This window comes from Streptomyces sp. NPDC046805 (genome assembly GCF_040645355.1).
In the GTDB taxonomy this organism is placed as follows: Bacteria; Actinomycetota; Actinomycetes; order Streptomycetales; family Streptomycetaceae; genus Streptomyces.
Map to the genome: position 1 here is coordinate 23292 of NZ_JBEYYC010000044.1, position 18820 is coordinate 42111.

The window sequence follows — 18820 nt, forward strand, 5'->3', positions numbered from 1 at the left end:
CGAGGGCACGCCGTGCGGGGCGTTGAGGTGCGGGGCGGGAAAGGGAGCGGGGCGTGACGCGCATGGTCGGCATCAAGGATGTGGCGCGGCAGGCCGGGGTGTCCGTGGGCACCGTGTCCAACGTCATCAACCGCCCGGACTCGGTCGCCGCCGCCACCCGCGAGCGGGTGCGGGCGGTCATCGACCGGCTCGGCTATGTGCGCAGCGAGTCCGCCCGTCAGCTGCGGGCGGGCCGCAGCCGCATCATGGCGCTGCTGGTCCTCGACATGACCAATCCCTTCTTCGTCGACATCGCCTCGGGCGCCGAGCGCGCCGCACGCCAGGCGGGACTCGGCGTGATGCTGTGCAACAGCGCGCAAAGCCCCGCCGAGGAGGCGGACTACCTCGGCCTCTTCGCCGAGCAGCGGGTGCGCGGGGTGCTCGTCACACCGGCGGACACCACCGGCGGCACGCTGCGGTCGTTCGCCCGGCACGGCATCCCGTACGTCTTCGTGGACCGCACCGTCGCCAGCACGGACGCCTGCTCGGTGTCGGTCGACGACGTCAAGGGCGGCGCCCTGGCCGTACGGCATCTGCTGCAGGGCGGACACGAGGGCGTCGTGTACGTCAGCGGCCCCCTGCACCTCCCGCAGTGCCAGGACCGGCGCACCGGCGCGCTGGCAGCCCTGCACGAGGCCGGGCTGCCCCCGCAGTCCCTGCTGCACATCGAGGCGGACCGTCTGGATGTCGCCGCCGGCCGGGACGCCGGCGCCCGGCTGCTCGGCATGTCGCCACGGCCGACAGCGGTGTTCTGCGCGAACGATCTGCTGGCGCTCGGCGTGCTCCAGACCCTGTACGCGGCGGGCGTGTCGGTGCCGGACGACATCGCGCTGGTCGGCTACGACGACATAGAGTTCGCCGCCGCGGCCGTGGTGCCCCTGACGTCCGTCCGCCAACCCGCCCGGCGGATGGGGCGGGCCGCGGCCGAGCTCCTGATCGAGGAGACCGGCGAGCAGACCGCACAGCACGAACACCGGCGGATCGTGCTGCAACCGGAACTGGTGGTGCGCGCGTCGAGCCTGACCGGCTGAGCCCGGCCGATCCCGTGGCCGGTCGCCATGCGTAGCCTGAGGGCATGAAGACGCGTCAGCCGGAGACGGGCGGGTCCGCGCGCAGGCGGGCGATGGCCGAACACATCCTGCGGCAGGGATCGGCCTCCGTGACCGAACTGGTCGAGTCCTTCGACGTCAGCGTGATGACCGTGCACCGGGACCTCGACGAGCTCGAACGGCGCGGAATGGTACGCAAGTTCCGCGGCGGCGCCTCCGCCCAGGCCTCGAGCGTGTTCGAGAGCAACATCGCCTACCGGATGACGGTCAACCAGGAGGCGAAGGACGTCATCGCGCGCCAGGTCGTGCGGGACATCGAGCCCGGCAGCTCGGTGATGCTGGACGACTCCACCACCGCACTCGCGGTGGCCCGGCTGCTCGAAACGGTCACGCCTCTCACGGTCGTCACCAACTTCCTGGCGGCGATGACCCTGCTGTCGGGCACCCCCGGCATCCGCCTCATGGCGCTGGGCGGCGAATACCACCCCACTCACGACTCGTTCCTGGGCCTCGCCTGCATCGACGCCATCGCGGCCATGCGCACCGACATTGCGGTGGTGTCCACCTCGGCGGTGTCCGACGGACAGGCCTTCCACCAGGAGCAGGAGATCGTCCTCGTCAAGCGGGCCATGCTGGCCTGCGCAGGCCGCCGAGTGCTCGCCATCGACCACACCAAGCTGGGTCGAGTGGGACTGCACCGGGTCGCGGGCCTGGAGGAGTTCGAGGAGGTCGTGGTCGACGCGGGCGCCCCGGAGAAGGAACTCGACGCGCTCCGCGAACACCACGCGAACGTGCGCATCGCTCACTGACCCCAGGACGTACGGCTGATGAGCAGGCGTGCGGGGCCGAGCAGCCCGCTGACGCGCTGGCCGGGGAACACGAAGTGGGTGGGGCTGACCGCGTCCAGGTAGGGGGCGAGCGTGCCGAACACGTCGATCTCGATCTCGTTCACCCCCGGCCGCAGGGCGGCTTCCACATCGAAGCGGTACGGCGAGCAGACACGCACCCCGCACTCCCTGTCGTTGACCCGCACCCCGGCGGTGCCCCGCACCCTGCCGAGATCGAGCCACGCGGCGCCCGGCGGGCCCGCCGACTCGACGCGGACACGGTAGCGGACCCCGCCGCTGTATTCGCCCAGGCCAACGTCCTCCCAGTTGCCGACGCCGATCGGACCGGGACCGGCGTCGAACTCGACCGGCCCGGTGAGGATCGCACCACCGCTGTGGCCGGCCTCCGTGCGCACACGCAGCACCGCGCGCCGGACCCCTTGGCCGCCGGGCAGCGCCACGTCCAGCGGCCCGTTCCCCTCCGCAACCTGTTCCCCGTCGAGATGCAACACCGCGCGGCCACGCAGGGGCACCCGCATCCGGACCGCGCCGGGAGGCACCTCGAACCGCAGCCACTCCGTGCGCCCCGCCGTCCCCGGCAACGCCAGGACGGCGGGCAGCGCCGCCCCGTCCTGCACCCCCTCCAACCAGGCGGCCTCCGGCAACGGGTGCGGGCGACGCGGAAGTTGGAGAGCCGCGGGATCAAGGAACTGGGTGCGGCGGGTGCGTACGGCCAGCGGGGTGCCGTCGGCCCGGTGCGCCGACCAGCTCGGGCCAGAGGTCGCGCTGCCGTCGACCAGCAGGCCGGTGGCGGCGTCGGCGATGCGGACGGTGAGTTCGTTCTCCCCGGGCCGCAGGACATCCGTCAGGTCGTAGCGGCCCGTCCGCGGCTCGTCGTGCTGCTCGTACGGCTCGAACCCGCCCTGACGGCCCACCTCGACGCCGTTGACCAGCACCTGGCAGGCGGATGCGGCGGAGACCTGCAGCACCGGCCCGGCCGGCACGAACCGGGTGGAGAAGTCGGCCGGCCCCTGGTCGGCCACGACCCACTCGGGGCCGCGGGCCCGTACCGGATCCGGTGCCACCGAGAGGTGGGCCCGCAGCCGCACCGCTTCCTCCGGGACCAGGCGCAGTTCCAGCAGTGTCGCGCCCGGCGCGAGGGGATACTCACCGATCGCCAGATAGCCGTGGTCGTCCAGCGGCAACTCGCGCCCGTCGATTGCTACTTGCTTGGCTGCAGGCGCCCCGATGCGCAGCCAGCCCCGGTCGGGGACGGTCAGTTCGGTGCGGAAGGTGATCTCCTCGCCGGCCCGGACATCCCCGAAGTCCAGGAATTCCTGCGGCACATGCCCCTTGGGGCCGAGCATGAGCCGGTGCACCGGGTCCTTGTGGATGCCCCGAGAGGCGGAATACACCGCGGGCAGCCAGTCGCCGCGACCGGTACGCCACTCGCCGTGCGGGCCGAAGGTGGCGTGTACGGGCCGCCAGGTGTCGGCTTCCTCGACGCGGTGCTCCATGGCCCAGCGCTGCAACGGGAGCGCAGAGGCCGTACCGAAGTCGCCCCATTGGTCGTCCGCAGTCGGAATCAGCTCGAACGTCAAGTCCTCCAGCGTCACTTCACTGACGTGTTCCTTCGCGAGGGGCGCGGTGCGGTGGGCGGATCGGGCATGCCGGGCCGGGAAGACCAGCAGGGCCGCCGGGCCGGCGTCGAACGGGACGACGACCTCCGCGCCCTCGCCGTCGACCGTGGCGGGCAGGACACGGAGCTCGCCGGAGAACGGGTCGACGAGATACGGATCACCCGCCACCCCGCGCACCCGCACCCGCATGTCCCGCGCGTATCGCCCGGGGTCGAAGTCGATCTCCGCCTCGGCCCAGCCCAGGCCCACCCCGCGGGCGTCGGGCCGGGCGACCGTTACCCGGCTCGCGCGCGGGAACGCGGCCTGCACGAACACCAGGGTCGCCCCGTCCACCTCGCGGACCAGCGGCGGCACTTCGGCGGTCACCCGGCGTAGCGGGCCGAGCAGTGGTCCCAACTCCGCGGCGGCCCCCGCGTGGTGGGCCAGATCGCCCAGCGGCCCCGCCGGTGGCTGCTCGCCCACGGCGACCACGAGTCCGCCGGACCGCGCGAAGTCCACCAGACGGCGCTCGGTCGCCGCGTCCAGGACGGTGCAGGCGGGCAGGACCACGGCGGCGTACGACTCCTCGGCCACGGTCAGCCGCCCGTCGCGGACCTCCGCCCGCCGCACCGAGTCGTCGTCGATGACGTCCGCGTCGAGGCCCAGGCGGTCCAGCGCGCCCGGTACGGTGCGGAACCAGGTCATGTCGCCGACCAGTTCGCGGTACACCTCCTGGGCCCGCCGGGCCGCGGTGTCGAGACTGCCGTCGAGCCGCAGTCCCGCCTGCACGGTCGCGGTCGGCAGCAGCACGGTCACGTCGCAGGCGTGCCGGCCCAGGGACAGCGCGGCGCACAGCCGGGTGACCGCGTCGGCGAAGACCCGGTAGTGCCGCCAGTAGGGCTGGCGCCAGTCGGTGCCCGGCGGCGCCCACTCCCACCAGCCGCCCTTGGTCGAGTAGTAGACGGCATGCGGGTTGTAGAGCGTGGCGCCCGCGCGCAGCCAGGGCAGCAGCCAGTCGAAGGTCTCCTCCAGCGTGCCGCCCCAGCCACTGGAGTGGAACGCCTCGATCCAGGTGCGGGGACGGCCGTACAGATGGGCCAGCGAGGAGTGGATCCGGGCGTCGCCGTGATGGTCCGAGCCGGGGGCGCTGAACCAGCGGTGCGTACGGGCGTAGTCGGCGTACAGCCGGGCCCCGGCCGCGGGTTCGCCGGCGCGGGCCGGGTCCTGCTGGTCGCAGCCGCTCAACAGGCCGTGCCGGTCGTGCCATTGGGCCAGCGGGCGGAAGAACGCCTCCTCGGCGAGCTCGGCCCGGGTGCGCTGGTGATCGCGGCGGACCTGTCCGGCCCCTGGGCCGTCGCGCCACAGCAGGGCGCGCCGCGCCTGCGTCAACTCGTAGCCGCGACGCGTATGGAACTCCTCGGCGAAGGAGGCGGACCAGGTGGGCAGCGTGGGCAGTTCGTCCTGGAAGGAGCCTGCGATCACCCCGCCCAGCCGGTTGCCGAGGCGCCGCTCGAACTCCCCGTGCACCCGGTCGATGAGCGCGGCACAGCCGTCCCGGGAGAGATAGTCGAAGCCGCGCACCGACACGCCGCCGTCGGGCTCCAGCCACTGCCCGGCGAAGGACGGCTCCTCGTGCACCAGCCCGGCCTGGATCGCGGCCCCGGAGAAGCCGAGTTGGTCGTAGAACCACAGCCGGACGCCGAGCGCCTCCGCGTCGTCGCACACTCCCGCGAGCAGTTCCCACCAGGCCTCGGAGAAGAAGGGCGGATCGTCCGGGTCGGCGCCGAACATCGGGCCGGACGGGGCGAGATTGAGGACGACGAGATTGAACACCCCGCCCTCGGCGAACCGTTCCAGCTGTCGGCGCAGCCGGTCCCGGCGCAGCGGCTCGCCGCTCCACCACCACAGGGCCGTGGGGGAGTAGTCGCGCGGAGGGTTCCTCAGCACCTCGGCGAGACGGGGCGGGAGCCCCATGGTGCCGGTGCCCGCCTCGTCGAGCCGCTGTAAGCCGTGACGGTCCACAGGTTCAGCCCTTCAGTCCGCCCGCGAATCCCTTGATGACGTACTGCTGGAGCACCAGGAACGCCGCGATGACCGGGAGTGCCGCCAGGATCAGCCCGGCGAAGACCAGCCCGTGGTCGGAGACGTACTGGCCGACGAAGGAGAAGATCCGCACCGGCACCGTCTCCTTGCCGGAGCCGCCGACGTACAACAGTGGGGTGAAGAAGTCGTTCCACACGAAGACGGCGTTGAGGATCACCACCGTCCCCGTGATCGGCCGCAACAGAGGGAAGACCACCCGGACGAAGGCCTGCAGCTGGGTGCAGCCGTCGATCATCGCCGCATGGGCATAGTCGGACGGCAGCGCGCGGACGAAGCCGGTGTAGAGGAAGACGGTGAACGGCAGTTGGATGCCGGTGTAGAAGAGCACCAGGCCCTGGTAGGTGCCGAGCCAGCCCAGATCGTCGACCAGCTTGTACAACGGGATCATGCCCAGCTGGAACGGCAGCACGATGCCCAGCAGGAACAGAATGTACAGCCCGTAGCCGAGCCCCTGGGCGCGCCGGGCCAGCACATAGGCGCAGGTCGAGCCGAGGGCGATGAGCAGCATCAGGCTGAGGGCCGTGACGACCGCGCTGTTGAGCAGCGCGCTGCCGAGCGACGCCGAGGTCCAGGCGGCCGAGAAGTTGTGGGTGGTGGGTGAAGTGGGCGGCGACAGCGGGGAGTCGGCGATCTGGTCGGGCGTCTTCAGCGACAGGGTGACCAGGGCGTAGACCGGGAAGAGGAAGGCGACGCCGGCGCCGGCCATGACGATTTCGAGCAGCCAGCGCCCGAGCGGAGGCTTCTTCACGCGCTGACCTCCCGGGCACGCAGATAGCGGATCTGGACCAGCGAGATCGCGGCCACGAACAGGGCCAGCACCAGGGCGACGGTCGTCGAGTAGCCGAACTTGCCGTACACGAAGGCCTCTTTGTACAGCACCGTGGACAGGGTCTCGCTGGAGGTGCCGGGCCCGCCGTTGGTGGCGGCGATGACCTGGTCGAACAGCTTCAGCCCGCCGATGGTGGACAGCATCACGTTGACGGTGAGCGCCGGGGCCAGCAGCGGCCAGGTGATGTAGCGGAAGCGCTGGACGCGCCCCGCCCCGTCGATCGTGGCCGCCTCCTCCAGTTCCGCCGGTATCCCCTCCAGGCCGGCCAGGAAGACGACCATGGAGTAACCGGCGTACTGCCAGACGACCATGGCCGCCACCGACCACAGCGCCAGCGACGGATCGCCCAGCCAGTCCTGGCGCAGGCCGCCCAGACCGACCGCCCCGAGGAGCCCGTTGAGCCCCGCCTCGGGGTCCGGGTTGTACACGTACTTCCAGAGGAAGGCCACCATCACCGGGCTCACCACGGCCGGGGTGAAGAACACCACCCGAAGCACGGCCCGGGAACGGATCCTCGCGTGCACACCGAGAGCGAGCAGCAGGCCGATGCCGTTCTGCACGACGACGATGGCCACGGTCAGCAGCAGGGTATTGCCGAGCGAGTCCAGGGTCCGCTCGTCGTGCGCAAGGGTGCGGAAGTTGTCCAGGCCGGTGAAGCGGAAGCCACCGATCCCGGACCAGTCGGTGAAGGCGTACATCACCCCGGCCGCGGCCGGGACGAGCACCACCAGCCCGTACAGCACCAGCGCGGGCGCCGCGAGCAGCCAGGGCGGGGCACTGGGCCCCGACCACCGGCGCCGCGCACGCCTCACGACTTCTTCTGGTAGGCCTCGTCCATCATGCCCAGCGCGCCCTTGACGTCCTTCTTCTTGGCGAGCAGGTCCTGTACGGCGGCGAAGTGCGCCGGCTGCACCTCGGCGTTGGGCCACCGCTGGTCCATGAACGGAACCGCCCGGTTCGCGTCGATGACCGGCAGGAAGCTCTCCAGCAGCGGGTCGATCTTCGTACTCGCGTCCCGGTGCACGGGAACCGCCACCACTGCCTCGGACCATTTGTTGATGTTCTCCTGCCTGCCCAGCCACTCCACGAAGTCCTTGGCAGCCTGCGCGTTCTTGCTCCGGGCGCTCACGCCCAGCCCGACCACCACACCGGCCGGGAGCCACTGCTCGGTGGGGTTGTCGCCGCCAGGGAAGGGGAACATCCCCAGATCGTCCGGGGTCTTGGTGGCCTGACGGAAGCTGGAGAGCACGGCCGACACCTGCACCGCCATGGCCGCCTTGCCGGTGGCCACCATCGAGATCTGCTGCTCGAAGGTGGTGCCGTTGGGGTTGTCGTTGAAGTAGCCCTTGTCGAGCAGTTCCAGATACATCTTCATGGCGTCCGCCCAGCCCGAGTCGGCGAAGGTGGCCTGCCCGGAGGCCATCTTGTCGTCGAACGCGGGGTCCTTGGCGTAGACGGTGGAGGGGACGAGGGCGTAGGTGATCAGCTGGGTGACCCAGGGCGTCTGCGCCCCCAGCGCGATCGGTGCGATGCCCTTGGCCTTCAGCCTGGCGCACACCGCGAGCAACTCGGCCCAGGTCTTCGGCGGTTCGACGCCCGCCTTCCGGAAGGCCTTCTTGTTGTAGATGGCGCCGATCACCGTGCTGCCCGCGGAGTAGACGTAGGTCTTGCCCTCGTACCGGTAGGCGGAGTCCAGCGCCTTCGGTATCTGCTTCGTCCAGTCCTGGCTGCTGAGATCGGCGAGCAGTCCCGCCTTGGCGATCTGCACCATGGACATCGCACTGCCGTTGCCCGGGTACAGCACGTGCACATCAGGGGCGTTGCCGCCGCCCAGCTGGGTCCGCACCTGAGTCTGCACCTGATCGGTGGGGGCGTAGGTCTGGCTGAAGTCGACCTTGTGCTGCTTACGGTACGCGGCGATCAGGGCGGCGAGCGGAGCCTTCTCGTCCGCGACCCCCACCACACGAAGCCCGCCACCCGAGCCGGAGCCCGACCCGTTACCGCAAGCGGCCAGCGCGCTCGGGAGGGCGGCCGCCGCAGCGAGGCCGCCGCCGATGCGCAGAAGACCGCGGCGGCCGAAGGTTCTCGTATTCACGTCTTCTACCACCCAACGACGTTAAAAATAACGCGCATGTGTGACGTGGAGCGTATGAGCGGCAGTTGACGGCGTCAAGAGTGGTGCAGCGCTCGCCTGCGGTGCGGGTCGGCCTGGTGGGATCGTCCGGAAGCGGGGGGTTTTCGGAAGCGTGACAAGGCGTGAACTTACCATCCAGGATGTGAAATTCGCTCGCACCACAGGCGCACGCGTCGACTCGCGGTCACCGAGCCTGGTAGGCGGTGGCCAGCACGGAGACGGTGACCTGATCGGGCAGGAGGTCGTCATGGTTCAGCTCCGCACGGCTCACGTGACGTGCGCTCGGCGTCATCGCCACCATGTCCAGGGCATCCGACTCGACCAGGGCCATGGGGTACTCCACCCGTTCGGTGACGACGGCATCGAAGAAGGGGGCCAGCGCCCGGTGGAGGCGCTGCTCCTTGGCCGGGTCGATCGTGATCATCGCGGGCACCCGGCCACGCAGCTCGGCCAGGTGCCGCCCGGTAGGGCGCACCACGATCAACCGGCCAGTCGGTCGGAGCACTCGATGGAACTCGGCCGGGTTGCGCGGGGCGAACACGTCCAGCACGACATCGGCCACTGCGCCGGCCACCGGAAAGGGGCGGAAGACATCCCAGGAGGCCGCGGCGGCTCGCTGATGAGCGCGAGCCGCCGAGCGCAGCGCGCGCACCGATGTGTCCAGCCCCAGACCACGGGCGCCGGGCAACCGGCCGAGTACGCCGGCCAGGTAGTAGCCCGTGCCGCACCCGACGTCCAGAACCGTGGCCCGCTCGGGCACGGACTCACCTGCCAGGCCGGACACGGCTGTGCGGATGGGCGCGTACGCGCCCGTGGAAAGGAACCGGTCCCGGGCCTGGGCCATGGCCGTGTCGTCGCCGCTGGTCGCACGGGTGCCCGTCAGCAGGCTGACGTAGCCGTGGCGGGCGATGTCGAAGGTGTGACCCACCGGGCAGCGCAGAGCGCCGTGGTCCGGGTGCAGGCGGCGTGTGCGGCACGTCGGGCAGCACAGCAGATCGAGGGACAGTTCGAGGGCAGGGGGAAGCGACACGGGCGGCACGAGGCACTCCAGGCAAGGGTGAGGGGAAGAGACGAGCCTGCGTGCGCACGCGCGGAGTCACTGCCTCGGGAAGGAACGAGCAGTGCCGGGAACGTGGTTCACGCAGCAGGCACACTGAGGAGGGCGACGCCGTGCGGCGTCGCCCTCAACGTCTTCCGGTCACAGGAAGCAGCAGTGCGGGGTGCTCATGAATGCCACGTCATGAGTCTACGAGCATCGGCGACCGTCAGTCGCCCGATACCTTCCGGAGCTTGCGCACCAGCTTGATCGCGACCCAGACGACGAGGCATCCCAGGAAGAGCAGGAACAGGATCGCCTGCCACAGGGGCATCTTCCTCCTTCCGGTGTACGAGCTGCCGTGGCGGTGGCGGCCGAAGGAGAAGCCACCGCCTCTCGACCTCCTGTGGCCGCGCGCCTGGATGCCGCTGCTGACTCGTGCCGACGTCAGCGCGACGTACGACACGGAGTGCGAGGCGGATTCACCCGCCGATGCCGCCTGGGCCGTGGCCGGCGCCACCCCGAACAGGGCGGCGATCAGGAGGAGGACGGTTGCCAAGCGCATGAGAGATCCCCGTGACGGTGGGTTGGAACTGCTTCTGCAGAAGGGCTGTTCAGGTTGTTCAGGAGGTCCTGAGGTGGATCATTCTGTGGTCGGACAAACCACCGTCGGCGACGCTGCAGGCGTAATTGAGACCCTGTGGCCCGAAGATGTAGTCGATCTTGTTGCCGCCGTCGGTGGGGTCGCCCGTGTGCGGTGAGGCCGGATCCTGCTGACCGCACTCCTGGTGGCCGTCGTAGAGGCTGTTGAGGTAGGCGACGTCCGCAGTAGTGGTGTTGAGGTCGCCGCCGTAGTAGGTGGTGTAGCCGTTGGGGGTGAAGTAGTCGACCTGGTCACGCATTTCTGCGGCTTGCTTTGGACGGTAGGGGTTCTTGGGATCGGTGTCGTCGCCCGCGGGATTGCCGTTGGAGTCGATGTAAGGACCGCTGCTGAAATGGGCGTTGCAGTAGGCGGATCCCACGCTCGGAACGACTGCGCACAGCATCGGTCGCTGCTCCTTGCCGTCGGGCGAGGGCAGGACGGTGCCCTGGTACCAGGTGTTGCTGTCGGGGACGGCGAGCGCGATGCCGAAGGCCCCCCGGTCGGCGTGGTCGCTGCCGTCCGAGCAGTTCTTCTGTGCCCGGATGGCCGAGCCGTCGGCAGCGGTGGCCACGGTGTAGTACGTCGGCATGAACCGGACGTCCAGCGGGCCCGCCCAGTCTTCGAGGGCCAGCTCCAGGGGTTTGGCGGACTTCTCGCAGATCTCCTGGAAGAAGATGGCGTCCGGCCGTCTGCTGCCCATGGCGTTGTGCAGGGCGGACGAAACCTCGCTCGCGACAGTGGCGGGCGGGGCGTACACGAGCCGGCAGTCAGGGGCGTCGTTGTTGTTGGAGCAGATGTTCCACGAGACGACGTCCTGCGATCTGGGCGCTTGAGTGGAAGTCGCGGGCATGTCCGAGGAGTAGGCGCCTTCGGGGCCGACTCTCTCCAGGGTGAAGCGCTCCCACGATCCGAGCGTCGAGGGGGCGGAGGTGGAAGTGCGTGCCCGCAGCAGTCCGTAGTCGGGATAGGAACCCAGTTCCGCGGCCACGTAGTTGCCGTTGTCGGCCAGCAGAGCGAACGTGCCATCGGCCAGGGGCTGCAGCTTGAAACGTTCCCAGGCGCCGGTGTTGTCACCCCGGGTGCGCAGCAGGGATCCGCTGGCCGCGTCCTCCGCTGTGACGTACTTGCCTGTGGCCTCCGAGCGGAAGCTGACCGTGGTCCCGTACCCCACGCCGGGAATGTGGTCGGTGTGCAGGGTGAACTTCTCCCACCCCTGCGGGGTGGTGGCATTGGGATTGGCTCTGAGCTTCATGTCGCCGGTTGCGCCCGCGTCCACGGTCACGTAGTAACCATGGACCTTCAGGGCCCACCTCTGCCCTGCCGACGACGGGGGCACCGCCGTGTCGGCCATCGCCGGCGGTGCGGCCAGCGCCACAACGGCGGTGACCGCGGCCAGAATCGCCGTCACCACAAGTCTTAACCGTCTCGTCATCGCTCGCTCCTCATCACCAATCCACCATGCTCATGGGGGACTTGAGCGCCAGATTAAGAGGCGCTGAGAGAGGTTGTCGATCACGGTAGCGTCTGTTTGTGTGCCGGGAGTCACTGCTGCGGGACGGCGAGCGCGCGGCCGGTCCCACCCGGCTGTCGACGCTGTTCGGCTCGGGGCACGCCGTCCTGCTCGATCTGGCCGGAATGGTCCCGGCCGGCTTCCGGCTCCCGCCACGAGTCGACCTCGTCCGTGCCACCAGCGCCGACGACGTGGGTGCTGCTGCCGTGCTCATCCGCCCCGACGGCTACGTCTGTTGGGCTGCGGACAGCTACGCCGCCGACGCCGGTGACGACACCCTGGGTGCCGCACTTGTCGCACTCACCGGCGGCTTGGCGTGGGCGCCTTGAGCAGGCGGGACCGATTGGTGTTCAGGGGCGCAACGTGTTGCACAGCAACGCCGCGGGGCCCGGCGTGCTGCCCAGGCGGGTGGTGAAGGCGATACCCGCGGCGTACTCGTCGGCGGCGCACTGGCCTTTGTAGTGGCCCTGAGCGAAGTCACCGCCGGTGCCGCCGGTTCCGTCGGAGGGCCGGTTGTCGGACCGGTCGAACCATACGGTGCGCCCGGTGAGGCCCAGCGAGGCGCGGGCGGGCGCGCACAGGGCCGCCGACACACGCGTGCCACGGCGGCTGTAGCCGATGAGGAACTGCCCTGCGGGACACTGGAGTTTGGTGTAGCCACCGGCCCAGTCGCCGCCCGGCGGAACGTCGCGTTCGTCGGTGACGACCGTCTGGGCGTCGCCGGGGGCGCGCAGGTCGCCGCCCGTCGTGTCGGTGCACAGGCCACGGCCGCCCGTGTGACTGAGGCCGATCAGCCGCAGTCCGTCGGGACAGGCGGCCTTGGAGGCCCCCGGATCCCAGTCGCCGCCCGCCCGTACCCGCAGGGACTGCACGTAGTCGCCGTGGTCGGTGGTGAGCATGCGCCAGACCGGCACCGGCGCGACGTACCCGGTGCGGCTCTCAGACGTCATGAGGTGATCCCAGGCGGTGGCGCGCCAGTCGCCCTGGTCGAGGATGCCGTGGCGTCGCCCGGCGGTGTCGTAGCGCAGCAGGGCCCAGTCGTCGTGGCCTTCCCAGCCGACCAGGGGCCAGTACGCGAAGTCCGCGTCATGCTCGGCGAAGTAGTCGGTGATGTTGCCGAACCAGGTGCGGGCGGCGGCCCCCGTTTCGTTGGCCCCGACGCCGAACTCGCTGATCCACACGGGCGCTGTGTAGTGCTGCCCTTCCGAGGTGACGAAGAAGGCCTGGTCGGTGAGGACTTGGTACAGCTGGTCGCGGGACAGGTCCTGGTACCGGGGGTCGTGGGTCTCGCCGACTCCGGTGGCGCCGCTGTGCCGGGGACCGGTGTAGCCGTAGAAGTGTGCGGAGTAGACCAGCTTGTGCACGTCCACGAGGGCGTGCGACAGCGTGCGTACGGGGCTGAGGGTGGGGCGGTCGTGCGGCAGTCCGTCGACGGGCAGGCCGGTCCAGTTGATGCCTTCGATGACGATGAGGAGATCGGGGTTGGCCTCGGTGAGGATGCGGTCCGCGGCGAGCTGGGACGCGGCGAACCAGTCGTGGCCGTCGCCCAGACCCCAGTTGGGGTCGTCGAGCACGTCGCGGCGTACCTCGTTGTAGAGATCCGCGCCTACGACACGGGAGTTGACGGCGTAACGACGGGCCATGAAGACCCAGTCGTCGGCCCACTGCTGTGTGGACTGACTGCTGTTCCAGCGCTCGTTGCCGTCGATGCCGCAGCACCAACGGGACGTGCTGGTGTGGTCGTTGAGGATGACGGCGAAGCCGTCCCGGGTTAGGGCGGCCACGACGGCGTCGTAGATCCGCAGGGGAGTCCTGCCCCGCAGCTCGGGGTTGGCCGCGACGGCCGCGTCCGGCACGGGAGTTGCCTCGTGGATCATCTCGTTGGAGAACGGCAGCCGGATGCTGTTGACGCCCAATGCATGGAAGTCGGCGAGCAGTTCGGACAGCGGGGCACGGTCGAGGCCGAGGGGGATACCGTACGAGTCCTGCCCGGCGTGGTGGTTGGTGGGATCGGCGGCACTGCCGCTTCCGGTCCATGACCCTTGCGCGCCGTCCCAGTTGGCCGACTTCAGGCGGAACCTGTGCCCCTGGGCATCGACTATGTAGCGGCCTCGGGTGGATAACGGCGGCTGCCAACTGTCGGCCGTCGGGGGAGTGGTGGTCTGGGCGGGTGCCGCCTCGGGACCACCGCGTTGCGGGGCGGCGACTGCGGCAGGGGTAGTGGTCAGCAGCGTGAGCACCGTGGCTGTTGCTGTCAGGTGCTGGACAAATCCAACAAATCTAATGGGCGGCATCAGGTCCTCTGCGGGCGCGCGGTGGGGGGTGGGTAGCTCGTACGCGAAGAATGGGACGAGCAGTCGCCGCCACCCTATGAAGGAACACCTGCCAGGTCGACGTCAGTTGGCGCGATCATGTTCTCCCCTCCTTGCAGTCCTTCCCTCCCCGCGCGCGAGCCGGAGCGGCCTCTTGTACTCACCGAGGACTTCCGATGCCTCACTCGGCTGGTTGGGATATTCCGATATCACCTTTTTTCAGGGCATGACATGCATCACACCGACCACCCTTCGAGTCTTGGTTACTCGGGCGTAGGGTCATCAACACCATTGAAAGAAAGGCCCCATGATCCGATGTCCGTTGATCATGGGATTGAAGGAAGGAAAGGATCATGGCAATCAAGATTGCACGTCGAGCCGGCGTCGCGGCTGCCTCCGTGGCAGTCGCCGCCGGCGCACTCCTCGCGGGGGGAGGCTCGGCATCGGCGGCGACCCCGCCGACCGGTTCCGGTGTTGCCGTATCCACCGAGTCGGCCCGTTTCGTCGCCCATGACGGGGGCGGCCACGGGCACCGCGACTGTGACCGGTACGGGGACCGCTACGGGTACTGGTACGACCGTGACGGGCACGAGCACCGTGACTGGGGCTGGGGATGGGGTCACGACCGTGACGGGTACTGGTACGGCGACCATGACCGGCACGAGCACCGTGACTGGAACTGGGGTCACGGCCGTGACGGGTTCCGCCACGGTGACCGCGACTGGCGCGGTGACCGCGACCGGTACGGCGATGGCGACCGGCACGGGGACGGCGACCGGCACGGGGACGGCGACCGCCACGGAAGCGGCGACACGCGCGCGCACGGTGGGAACGGCGAGCGTACGGAGCGGTTCTGACACGGCGGTTGATGCGGATACGTGAGCGGTGGTGTCTTCGGTGGACACGGAACGTCCACCGAAGACACCACCACCCCGAAATCCCCTGCTGCGGGCCTGAGGTCCGTTGCAGGTGCCGTCGGTCCTTGAGCGGCGCCGACGGCTGCCAGGGTACAGCGAGACGATTCCGTGCCCTGAGCGGGGCGGCATGCCGGTCGGTGTCGGGGGGACAGACCGGGTACGGCCATGCCGCCCCGCATGCCCGTGTGTGGACGCGTTCTGGATGCGTTCTGGGGGCGCGAATGCTTTGGCGGTGCGTTGCGTCGGTGGGTGGGTGGAGGGCGCGCGTTCAGTGCTTGTGGGGTTCCTTGAAGTTCCTGGAGGCGGCAGACGGCTGCCCGGACTCTGCTCGTCGATTGATCTTCGTGGGGCGGAGCGCCCGGGGGAGGAGAAACCACAGCCCTGTGAAGATGAGCAGGGTGACGCACGTGATGCCGAGGGCTGCGGGGAGTCCGAGTACGAAGTCGGTGACGAGCAGGACGGAACCGTTCAGGGCGAGGGCGAGGCAGGCCATGCCGGTCTTCGCGAGGTGCGCTGCGATGGGGACGAAGCTCGGGGTCGCGCCGCTGCTGCCCATGCGGCGGTGCAGCGCGATGGGGGTGGCGATGATGGCGGTTGTGATGACAGTGAGCAGCAGCGTTGCTATGTAGACGCCGACTTCGAAGCCGTTGAGCTGGGTGAAGCGCCCGGTGAAGGCCAGGCCGAGGAGGAAGGCGAAGAGAATCTGTAGGCCCGTCTGGACCGCGTGGAGTTCTTCGCGGAGCTCCGCGACGGTGAGCTCGCGCACCCCGCGGGCGCTTTGGCGGCGCTGTGCCTTCAGGTGACGTGGGAGCGACATGAGCATCCTTTGCGGAATGCCAGGGGCGGGCGCGGGGTGAGCGATGCGCCGTCCGGACCGTGGAGGTGGTGGGCGGCGGCTTTTGTGCGGGTGCGTCGCGCTCTGTGTCTTCCAGCGTATGGCGGGTGGTCGGGTACGGCACTTGGTGATCGCGTGCAGTGCTCCTACGGCGCCTGAGGGTGGTAAGCCTGCCGAGGTCGCGTTTCTCCGCTCTCGAGGCCGTGTCCGCTCTGTCGCGGGGATGAGTATCCCGAAAGCCCGGCTGAATCCCACGCGTTGGATGGCGCCCGGTCCGCGCGTCGCTGCGGTGCGCGCGGACCGGGGCCGTTCGGGGCCCCCTGGTGGCGGGGCAGTGGGTGCCGGTCAGCTCTGGTGCTCGGCCAGCGCAGCGGCGTGCGCGTCGAGGCGTGCGGCGGCGAGGACCGCCGCCGTCGTGTCGGCGCGGGACGCCGCGACGACGAGGGCACGGCCCGCGAGAGCGTGCGCCCGTCGGTGCAGGTTCGCCGGACGGCCGTTGGTCAGGGCCTCCGTCCGCCTGCCCTGGCCCCGGCGGCGCCTACGTCGCCCAGCACCTCGATGTCGCCCGCACCGTCGCCGCCGCCGTCCGCGACCGCACGGGCATCTACCACTCCTGGGAACTCGTCTACCAGTCGCGCAGCGGGGCCCCGCACATTCCGTGGCTGGAGCCGGACATCTGCGATCACCTGGAGGAACTGCACCGCGCCGGGGTGCCGGCCGTGGTGATGGCTCCGATCGGCTTCGTGTCCGACCACATGGAGGTCATGTACGACCTGGACGTCGAGGCCACGAGCAAGGCCGCGGACCTGGGGCTGCCCGTAGCGCGCTCGGCAACGGTGGGAGCCGACCCACGCTTTGCCGCAGCGATCCGTGAACTGCTCCTGGAACGCGCCGCTTTGGAACGCGGCGAGACCCAGCCTGCCCTCCGTACGACGGGAACCCTCGGCGCGAGCCACCACGTCTGCCCCGCCGGATGCTGCCGGGCCCGCACCCCGCGTCGTGCCGTTGCGGGGATCGACTGACATCGACTCACACAGCAACTGACGCAACTGACTTGTATCAAGGAGACCTTGCCGTGCTCGGACAACCAGCATCCCCCTCCCAGCCGACGAGTGAATCGCCTACCGAGCACTACACGCTGTGGGCCGTTTTCAGGGCCCGTACCGAACTGCCGCGGGAGCGGGCCCACTTGAACACCCAGGCAGCGTCAGTGCTGAGTAACCTCCCGGTCGGGGTGAACTTGCGCGGTCTCTACGACGTCTCCGGCCTGCGCAGCGATGCCGACGTCATGATCTGGTGGCACGGTGGTGACGTCACGGCCCTCCAGCACGCCTACAACCAGTTCCGCAGAACCGGACTTGGCGGTTACCTGGAGCCGGTCTGGTCCGGCATGGCCCTGCACAGGCCGGCCGAGTTCAACCGCGCGCACGTGCCTGCGTTCGTCGCCGGCGAGCGGCCCCGCCAATACCTCAGCGTCTACCCGTTCAACCGCTCCTACGACTGGTATCTGCTGCCGGAACCGGACCGCGCGCGCATGCTGGCCGAGCACGGCCGGCTGGCACGCGGCTTCCCGGACGTGCGCGCCAACACGGTGGCGGCGTTCTCGCTCGGGGACTACGAATGGATTCTCGGCTTCGAGGCCGACGACCCCGGCCGCCTGGTCGACATGATGCGCCATCTGCGCGCCTCTGAAGCCCGCATGCACGTACGCGCCGAGACCCCCTTCTACACCGGCCGCCGCCGCACCGTGCGGGAAATCGTCGACGGCCTTCCGTAGCCGTCAGTCAACAGCCACACGGGCCACACCGGACTGACCAGGAAGTCGGGCCGGCACGGCCCCGGACGAATGCGACAACGATGAAGTCATACGGTGGCCGAACGGCAACCCCCAAACCCCTTGTCCACGGCGGAAACCGGTCGGCGAGGGCAGACGATCCTCGCCTGGACGACCGCTCCCCGGACCTCTGGGACACGCAGCTCAGCAGCGCGGCCAGGCGGCTCCTCACCGAGGGGGTACGGTGCTTCGCGGCCCACGGCTTCCAAGCCACCTCGACGCGGGACATCGCCGCACGGGCCGGTCTCAGCCCGTCCGCCCTCTACGTCCACTTCGCGACCAAGGAACAACTGCTCTATGCCATGACACGCATGGGGCACAGCAGGATCCTGGACGAAGTGAGGAACGTGCCGGTCACCGACGCCGCGAGCCATCTGCGCGCGCTGGTCTCGCACCTCGTCGCCTGGCACGCCCGCCACCACATGCTGGGACGGGTCGGCACCGGCGACCTGATGGCGCTGGAGCCGACGCACTACGAGGACATCCTGCGTCTGAGGCGTGAAATCCTCGGCATGGTCCGTCACGCCATCGGCCGCGGTGTGAGCGCCGGTGCCTTCTACCCCGTGGACGCCCATGGCGTGGCACGCGCCGTGGTGTCCATGGGGATCGACGTCGCTCGCTGGTACCCGATGGAAGGCACGGCCTCACCCGAGACGCTCGGCGAGAACTACGCCGAACTCGCCCTGCGAATGGTGGGCATGGCGGGGGACGGATGAGCTCGTCGGCGCAGGGGAGGCCCGATCGTCACAACGGCCGTAAGCCGTAGGGAGAAGGGAGCGGACAGCAAAGATGCGCCCTTTTCAAGTCCGCGGCTCTGCAACTTGGTTGAGGCCTATGGCGGGCTCGCGTAAGAGTGGGGCACCTGGACGGTCGCGCGAACGCGAGAGGGCCGGGTCCTGGCACGGACCCGGCCCTCAGCGTTTCGACAAGCCTTCTGGTCAGCCGCGCAGGGCCTGGACCGCGGCCTGCAGCCGCTTGCCGAAGTCACTGTCCGCTTGGCGGAAGTTGTCGATCGCGCGCTCGGCGATGTCGTCACGGGAGACCTTGGCGATGAAGCCCGCCAGGTTGTCGATGAGACGTTCCTTCTCGTCCTCGGACATCAGCCGGTAGAGGTCGCCGGCCTGGACGAAGTC

14 protein-coding genes and 3 pseudogenes are annotated in these 18820 nt (G+C 69.7%); 7 read left to right on the forward strand and 10 right to left on the reverse strand.

The genetic code is table 11. The features are described 5' to 3' along the window. Window positions 1-62: 62 nt before the first annotated feature. Window positions 63-1070, forward strand: a complete 1008-nt coding sequence (locus ABZ910_RS33095) for a LacI family DNA-binding transcriptional regulator (protein ID WP_361372587.1) — start codon at window positions 63-65, stop codon at window positions 1068-1070. Between the two features lie 44 nt (window positions 1071-1114). After that, complete coding sequence (locus ABZ910_RS33100; protein WP_361372555.1) at window positions 1115-1897, forward strand: DeoR/GlpR family DNA-binding transcription regulator; 783 nt, start codon at window positions 1115-1117, stop codon at window positions 1895-1897. On the opposite strand, the gene ABZ910_RS33105 is transcribed toward ABZ910_RS33100, so the two are convergent. The 7 genes from ABZ910_RS33105 to ABZ910_RS33135 form a co-directional block, all read right to left on the reverse strand. Then, the gene (locus ABZ910_RS33105) at window positions 1891-5556 is read right to left on the reverse strand and encodes a hypothetical protein (RefSeq protein WP_361372557.1); all 3666 of its coding nucleotides are present in this window, start codon (window positions 5554-5556) and stop codon (window positions 1891-1893) included. The two genes, ABZ910_RS33100 and ABZ910_RS33105, sit on opposite strands and share 7 nt — an antisense overlap. Window positions 5557-5560: 4 nt before the next feature. Next, window positions 5561-6385 carry a carbohydrate ABC transporter permease gene (locus ABZ910_RS33110; RefSeq protein WP_361372559.1) on the reverse strand — a complete coding sequence of 275 codons (825 nt, stop codon included), beginning with the start codon at window positions 6383-6385 and terminating at the stop codon, window positions 5561-5563. Further along, window positions 6382-7278, reverse strand: a complete 897-nt coding sequence (locus ABZ910_RS33115; RefSeq protein ID WP_361372561.1) for a sugar ABC transporter permease — start codon at window positions 7276-7278, stop codon at window positions 6382-6384. The genes ABZ910_RS33110 and ABZ910_RS33115 overlap by 4 nt, the downstream gene beginning before the upstream one ends. Then, a complete protein-coding gene (locus ABZ910_RS33120) occupies window positions 7275-8561 on the reverse strand; it encodes an extracellular solute-binding protein (protein WP_361372563.1) in 1287 nt (428 codons plus the stop codon). The genes ABZ910_RS33115 and ABZ910_RS33120 overlap by 4 nt, the downstream gene beginning before the upstream one ends. Before the next feature lie 223 nt (window positions 8562-8784). Continuing rightward, a complete protein-coding gene (locus ABZ910_RS33125) occupies window positions 8785-9630 on the reverse strand; it encodes a putative RNA methyltransferase (protein WP_361372565.1) in 846 nt (281 codons plus the stop codon). Window positions 9631-9865: 235 nt separating this feature from the next. After that, entirely contained in the window at window positions 9866-10201 is a 336-nt protein-coding gene (locus tag ABZ910_RS33130) for a hypothetical protein (RefSeq protein ID WP_361372567.1), read from the reverse strand. A 58-nt stretch (window positions 10202-10259) separates the two neighbouring features. Then, window positions 10260-11711, reverse strand: a complete 1452-nt coding sequence (locus ABZ910_RS33135; protein ID WP_361372569.1) for an endonuclease/exonuclease/phosphatase family protein — start codon at window positions 11709-11711, stop codon at window positions 10260-10262. Between the two features lie 140 nt (window positions 11712-11851). Between ABZ910_RS33135 and ABZ910_RS33140 the strand changes: the two are divergent. Continuing rightward, window positions 11852-12118, forward strand: a pseudogene (locus tag ABZ910_RS33140) (monooxygenase); the annotation flags it as partial. 21 nt (window positions 12119-12139) lie between these two features. Here ABZ910_RS33140 and ABZ910_RS33145 read toward each other — a convergent pair. Beyond that, complete coding sequence (locus ABZ910_RS33145) at window positions 12140-14083, reverse strand: cellulase family glycosylhydrolase (RefSeq protein ID WP_361372571.1); 1944 nt, start codon at window positions 14081-14083, stop codon at window positions 12140-12142. Between the two features lie 371 nt (window positions 14084-14454). On the opposite strand from ABZ910_RS33145, the gene ABZ910_RS33150 reads away from it, so the two are divergent. Then, complete coding sequence (locus ABZ910_RS33150; protein WP_361372573.1) at window positions 14455-14958, forward strand: hypothetical protein; 504 nt, start codon at window positions 14455-14457, stop codon at window positions 14956-14958. Between the two features lie 328 nt (window positions 14959-15286). Here the strand turns inward: ABZ910_RS33150 and ABZ910_RS33155 are convergent, their stop codons facing one another. Next, complete coding sequence (locus tag ABZ910_RS33155) at window positions 15287-15835, reverse strand: DUF6328 family protein (RefSeq protein WP_361372575.1); 549 nt, start codon at window positions 15833-15835, stop codon at window positions 15287-15289. Window positions 15836-16377: 542 nt separating this feature from the next. On the opposite strand from ABZ910_RS33155, the pseudogene ABZ910_RS33160 reads away from it, so the two are divergent. From ABZ910_RS33160 to ABZ910_RS33170, 3 genes and pseudogenes are all read left to right on the forward strand, one after another. Continuing rightward, a pseudogene (locus ABZ910_RS33160) lies at window positions 16378-16875 on the forward strand (ferrochelatase); the annotation flags it as partial. A 110-nt stretch (window positions 16876-16985) separates the two neighbouring features. Next, window positions 16986-17630, forward strand: a pseudogene (hemQ, locus tag ABZ910_RS33165) (hydrogen peroxide-dependent heme synthase); the annotation flags it as partial. Between the two features lie 80 nt (window positions 17631-17710). Further along, window positions 17711-18403, forward strand: a complete 693-nt coding sequence (locus ABZ910_RS33170; RefSeq protein WP_361372577.1) for a TetR/AcrR family transcriptional regulator — start codon at window positions 17711-17713, stop codon at window positions 18401-18403. Between the two features lie 222 nt (window positions 18404-18625). Here ABZ910_RS33170 and ABZ910_RS33175 read toward each other — a convergent pair. Beyond that, the coding region (locus ABZ910_RS33175; protein WP_361372579.1) for a catalase-related domain-containing protein at window positions 18626-18820 on the reverse strand (195 nt) is incomplete at its 5' end.

What these genes read in the sequence shown, in the direction of transcription:
- ABZ910_RS33095 (WP_361372587.1), top strand. Translation starts at nt 63, where the DNA reads ATGGTCGGCATCAAGGATGTGGCGCGGCAGGCCGGGGTGTCCGTGGGC.
- ABZ910_RS33100 (WP_361372555.1), top strand. Translation starts at nt 1,115, where the DNA reads ATGAAGACGCGTCAGCCGGAGACGGGCGGGTCCGCGCGCAGGCGGGCG.
- ABZ910_RS33130 (WP_361372567.1), bottom strand. Translation starts at nt 10,201, where the DNA reads ATGCGCTTGGCAACCGTCCTCCTCCTGATCGCCGCCCTGTTCGGGGTG.
- ABZ910_RS33135 (WP_361372569.1), bottom strand. Translation starts at nt 11,711, where the DNA reads ATGACGAGACGGTTAAGACTTGTGGTGACGGCGATTCTGGCCGCGGTC.
- ABZ910_RS33145 (WP_361372571.1), bottom strand. Translation starts at nt 14,083, where the DNA reads ATGCCGCCCATTAGATTTGTTGGATTTGTCCAGCACCTGACAGCAACA.
- ABZ910_RS33150 (WP_361372573.1), top strand. Translation starts at nt 14,455, where the DNA reads ATGGCAATCAAGATTGCACGTCGAGCCGGCGTCGCGGCTGCCTCCGTG.
- ABZ910_RS33155 (WP_361372575.1), bottom strand. Translation starts at nt 15,835, where the DNA reads ATGTCGCTCCCACGTCACCTGAAGGCACAGCGCCGCCAAAGCGCCCGC.
- ABZ910_RS33170 (WP_361372577.1), top strand. Translation starts at nt 17,711, where the DNA reads ATGAAGTCATACGGTGGCCGAACGGCAACCCCCAAACCCCTTGTCCAC.